The organism is Moorena sp. SIO2C4 (genome assembly GCF_010672485.1).
Classification (GTDB): domain Bacteria; phylum Cyanobacteriota; class Cyanobacteriia; order Cyanobacteriales; family Coleofasciculaceae; genus Moorena; species Moorena producens.
The window spans coordinates 1-4,929 of the sequence record NZ_JAAHGN010000547.1 but is presented as its reverse complement, the minus strand read 5'-3'; the positions used below and the strand labels follow the sequence as shown (position 1 = coordinate 4,929).

General features: G+C 41.9%; 2 protein-coding genes and 2 pseudogenes. 2 read left to right on the top strand and 2 right to left on the bottom strand.

The features are described from left to right. Nucleotides 1-26 precede the first annotated feature (26 nt). Nucleotides 27-1,199 (bottom strand): PDC sensor domain-containing protein, encoded by a 1,173-nt coding sequence (locus tag F6K20_RS24095; protein WP_287296303.1) that lies wholly within the window; start codon nucleotides 1,197-1,199, stop codon nucleotides 27-29. Between the two features lie 754 nt (nucleotides 1,200-1,953). Here F6K20_RS24095 and F6K20_RS40150 point away from each other — a divergent pair. Beyond that, nucleotides 1,954-2,871, top strand: a pseudogene (locus F6K20_RS40150) (cytochrome-c peroxidase). Nucleotides 2,872-3,379: 508 nt separating this feature from the next. Then, entirely contained in the window at nucleotides 3,380-3,634 is a 255-nt protein-coding gene (locus F6K20_RS24080) for a DAHL domain-containing protein (RefSeq protein WP_267872135.1), read from the top strand. A gap of 143 nt (nucleotides 3,635-3,777) precedes the next feature. On the opposite strand, the pseudogene F6K20_RS24075 reads toward F6K20_RS24080, so the two are convergent. Further along, nucleotides 3,778-4,929, bottom strand: a pseudogene (locus F6K20_RS24075) (IS701 family transposase); the annotation flags it as partial.

Sequence of the window (4,929 nt, the reverse complement as noted above, 5' to 3'; positions counted from 1 at the left end):
TCAGTTTTTTTGGAGTAATTTCCGTGTCATTGTTGGGGGGGAACTGACCAGATCGGAGCCGCAATATTGACTTGGCGAATACCAGTAGAACGAGAGACTACCGGATTATCCACAAAGGTTTCTCCTTGCATCGCTCGTTGAAAGTGAGTGCGATCGCTAAGATTCTTCCCCTCAATAAAACCTGCACGACTGGTGTAGTAAGAGCCATTCCCCTTAGCCATGACAAACATATGAAAATCGGGCAATCGTTCTTGCTCGAGTTGCAGATAGGGTTGAGCAACCTCCCAGTCCAAAGACCGAACTTGGGGACTATTAGCAATCGTTTCCACCTTCGCCATCAGAGCCGCCAGCCATTCATCAATTTGATGTCCCGCCATCTTGACCTTCAATTCAGCATTATCCTCCAGACTCTCAAGAATTAGACTCTGAACCACCCAATAACTCGTGAAAGCTGCTGTTCCCACTAGGGCAATGGTGCCACTAATTAACAACCGGGGAACAGAACGCCTTGGCTGCCATAGGGATTGATAACTATTGTGCTTAAGCCACCACTGGCGTCTAAACCAAGTTCCCATATCTCTTATGGAAAATCCTTCCTGTTGTTCCTGAGAAACTTCAGCAGCTTTTGCCTGGGGTTGGGCTAGGATAGTGGGGTCCGAGCAACTGGTGTCCACCTCTGATGCTAAAGGAATACCGCTCACCTGACAGTACCCGTGTGGGTAAACCTTGAGTGGGGAATTATCCGGAAGTGAGTTTCTCTGGGAACTAGCATTAAAACGATTCAGTCTCACTGTTCCGAAGATAGTCCTTAGGCTGGGTTGCCTACTGGTGGGATAAGATGACAATTGTTTACCTCCCCTTTCTCCCCTGATGCCCTCTCTTCCCCCTCTTGCATCCGAGTACAAATTATCCCTATTTTGGACAATACCCCAATCACTTCCAGGCTGGGGATTGACCTGGGTAGAGTACCTACCCTGCCTTCTTGGGTACAGTGCTTCTGGCTGATTGTCTCCCCGCCAATCCAGATAACCTTGTAGCAGTTGCCGCAACAGTTCCATACCATTGATCCAGAGGTTTTCTTCTATCTGGTAATAGGTGAGACGGTATGCTTCTTCAGAACAGAGCCAATTAAGAATTTCTTCAAAGTACTCACGAGCCTGGAGAAATGGATTGAGCTGAGTGTATTCAGATGTTTCCATAATAAAATCGGATATAGCTTTGATATGATCTCGCCTAATCTCTACCAGGAAAATTATAGTCAGTCCGGGTAATTTTTTTTTTAAGTGGTTAGTCGTTAGTCGTTAGTCGTTATATCAAGTCCGGTTAATCACTTATAGCAGTCGCCAGGGCAGTTAGGACATGACAAAAGTCTCAAACCTAAGTAAGCGCAAGAGTTTGACTTCTGACTTCTGACTTCTGACTTTTGAATTATGCTATACCAAATAGTCCCTGTTTTGGTAATGGGCAATCGGTAATGGTGAATCGTCAACTACCAAGTACAAATTACCAAGTACAAATTACCAGAGAAGAGATATCATAATTAGTCAAACTGATTGGATATAATCGGTAATTTACCCTGAATTATCAATTACAAATGACGAATTGTCAGTAATATTACGGTTGACTTGTGGTTCGGTCATTTGATGAACTTCAAATAGGGTCATACTAACTAATACCAATTTCATTTATTCGAGCTACAGATGGTGAACAGGTGTAGGTTAGTCGGTTAGTCGGTGAGCGGGTTATCTTCTGAACCTTCAAATGTGGCCCATGGACAATCAACCATTAAAGTCTAACAATAATCATAATTATTGTTAGACTTTAATGGTTGATCCGTAGAATAAAACTAGTGATATCAAAAATATTTTTTATATTTATTTGGTTATATTTATTATTATAATTTTAATTTCCATAAATAATTATTATAAATTACCATATAAATCAATCAACTATATGGTCAAATCCTCAGACTATAGTCTTTTATTTGATGAACCAATTCAGCCAATACCACTCAAATTAGAACTAAACAAAGACAAGGTTAAACTGGGCAAGGCGCTTTTTCATGACCCCCGACTGTCACAGGATAACACCATCTCTTGTGCTAGCTGCCACAATCTAAATACCGGTGGTACAGACTAAATGGTGCGTTCAATTGGGATCAACAATAGGATTGGCTTGATTAATGCACCCACAGTCTTCAACAGTGGATTCAATTTTAAGCAACATTGGGATGGAAGCGTTGAAACCCTGGAGGAACAGATTGATAGACCAATCCATGCAGAGCATGAAATGGGTTCTAATTGGCAAGAAATCCTCAGTAAGCTCAAGCAATCCCCTGAGTATGTCTCACTATTTAACCAACTGTATAAAGATGGTATCAACAGCGACAACATCAAGGATGCGATCGCTACTTTTGAAAGATCGCTTTACACTCCCAACTCACGCTTTGACCAATTTTTGCGCGGCCATAAAAATGCCCTCTCCTCCTCAGAAAAAGAAGGCTATCGTCTGTTTAAAGCCTATGGCTGTGTTAGCTGTCACCAAGGAGTCAATGTCGGCAGTAATATGTTCCAGGCTTTTGGTCTGTTTGGGGATTACTTCAAAGATCGCGGTAAGCTTACCAAAGCTGATTTGGGACGCTTTAATGTCACTGGCAATGAACGTGATCGTTATGTATTTAAGGTTCCCAGTTTGCGGAACGTGGCTCTAACATCACCATATTTTCACGACGGTTCAGCTGAAACTCTTGAAGAAGCTGTGACGATAATGGGCAAATATGAATTGGGACGCCCACTGTCGCCAAACGATATTGGTCTGATTGTCAAGTTCCTCAAAACTCTCACAGGCGAGTATCAAGGAAAACCATTGTGAACAAAACTCAATTGCTAAAGCTCATAAATACCTTGGCTGCTGTTTTTATCTTGGCTTTTTTGGTTAGGAAAAGTCTACCAATTAACCTTGAATAACACCAACAGTATCAAAATATAGCGGTTTTTAATCTAGTAAGGTACAAGTTTTTGGGTTTTAGGGAGCAGGGAGCAGGGAGCAGGGAGCAGGGACTTCGGAAGAGGGAAGAGGGAAGTCGGAAGTGGGAAGTCGGAAGTGGGAAGAGGTAAAAAAATATGTGTACCTCATGAGGATAAAAAGCGCTATCCTTTAAATCAACAAAAGGAGATAGATGTAATATTAAATCAGGATATTATAAAATCTCGCTACGAGATTAGCAGCTATTACGATCCATTTGTCAAGCATTTATCTCAACTCAAATATAATCAAAATAGCCTTAACATAATCCCGACATTTATTAATCAGTACGGCAGGTAAAAACTTACTAAAATAATAAAAAAAATCAGAAATCAGAAATCAAAAATAAAAGTTAATCAAAAGATTAAAATTCCAGAATGCAATTCTACAAAACTCCCTTAGTTACTTACCGTTTATGACTAATGATATCGTAAAAAATACCTCGAATAAAAGCGGAAGCCATTATTTAGAAGTTATTCTAGATGAACTGCTGAAAAATATCCTGCTTTACAACCTCAACTCTGATCAGGAATTAGAAGCGCTGATCAAGGACAATATGGATAGGCTGTTGCTGGTCAAAGACCAAAATAATTTTGGTAAAGATGAATAATTTATCGATCTAGCCCTCAGCCATTACCGAAAAATTATGAGCAATAAACCTCAGGTAGATGAACTGACCCAGCAGCTGCTACAGCTCCCTACCAAGCAGCTAAACGAAGAACTAGATTACGTCTATTGGGACTTTAGCCAAAATCAAGCCAAAATCAAGCCCTTACTCGCTTTATATCTGATAAATACGTCCGGATTTTCCTGGAGCCAATGAACATGCGCGGCAAGACATGGCACTGCGAAAAGCATCTATTGCTTCAGCAAATGTCTTTAAAGGTTTCGATGCCCATCGTCTTCGCAATCCCCCAGTTAATTGATGCCAAAGAATAAAAGTATAGGCACACATGACCAAGATAAAATGCCTCATCAAGCTGCGTTTATGGCGAACTTGATATTCTTTGAGTCCCAACCACCACGCTTGCTCCCGATAAAATACTTCCACCCAATTTCGTTGAGCGTAAGTCTCGACCACCCATTGGGGAGTGACCACATCCGTTTCGACATTTGTCAAAAAATAGTCACGGTGCGCTTTCCAATGGGCGAGTAAATCGCCCTTGGGTCGCACCGCAATATCTGTGGCTTGACTAAAAGTCGGTTGATTCATGACGATAGCCAGACTTCTTTTTCCACTCAGACGAGATATTTCTACTTCGAGGGTGGCAACCCACAGGGTTTTTGACTTATTTAGATTTAGTTGAACTTCTGTGAAAGCCTCATCCGGAAGGCTTTGGGCTAACTCATCAACCCGAATAGTAACTCCCGAATTTTTGGCGTTCGGGTCACTCACTTTTCGTTCGCGTAGCGTGCGCTTTTGGCGCATTTTTTAGCGATTCGGACTAAATACTTGAGTTGTCGATTTTCTAGCTCTAATAAAAATGATGTATTGTTTCCATATCCAGCATCTATCAGGACCATTCCTGGATGATATCCCCGACTTAATGTCTTATCAATTAACCCCAAGGCTAGCTCCGGTTTCGCGCAGGTTGGCTGGATCTTTTTTTCCCTGGGGCAATGAGTTCCCGTGTTGATATAACTCAAGATCTAACGGTAGACTTTTTCGACCATCATACAGATGGGTTGTTACCACCACAATTCCATTATCCGTTTTCCCGATTTCCCCAATGTAAGGCAGACCGACACCTTCGGTGAAGTTTCCACTTTTCCGTTCGCGTAGCGTGCGCCAAAAGCGCTTTGTCCGCTGTCGTCTACAATTAGTGCAAATCCACGTTCGCGTAGCGTGCGCCAAAAGCGCAGGGATTTTGGTCTGACGACAGCTATTCATCACTTGCAACCGGA

Excerpts from the sequence above, each read along its gene's own strand:
- F6K20_RS24095 (WP_287296303.1), bottom strand. The coding sequence starts at position 1,199 with ATGGAAACATCTGAATACACTCAGCTCAATCCATTTCTCCAGGCTCGT.